The organism is Erythrobacter sp. SN021 (assembly GCF_021864455.1).
The window spans coordinates 1-326 of the sequence record NZ_JAKKUW010000181.1 but is presented as its reverse complement, the minus strand read 5'-3'; the positions used below and the strand labels follow the sequence as shown (position 1 = coordinate 326).

Annotated in this window: 1 protein-coding gene; it reads left to right on the top strand. The window is 42.0% G+C overall.

Annotation, left to right across the window (positions count from 1 at the left end; all coding sequences use genetic code 11):
- A partial coding sequence (locus tag L5849_RS15480) for a glycosyltransferase (protein WP_236926265.1) occupies window positions 1-326 on the top strand: 326 nt, incomplete at both ends.

Genomic DNA, 326 nt, shown 5'->3' with positions numbered 1-326 from the left:
ATTTGCCGAGTTGAAGAAGAAGCGATCAAAGAGCAAGCTTCTGCTTGTCGGCGAAGGTGAAACAAAGCAGCATATAATCGATTTATCCAAGAATATATCTATATCTGAAGACGTATTATTCGAAAAGGTAACTGATACCCCACAAGCGTATTATAGTGCCATGGATGTATTCGTGCTTCCTTCTCTATTCGAAGGGCTACCTCTTGTAGGTATCGAAGCGCAATGCAATGGATTGCCGTGTTTATTCGCGTCCTCAATTACACGTGAAACTCAGGTAACTGACTTGGCTCAGTTTATTTCTTTGGATGAGGGATTCAATGTGTGGG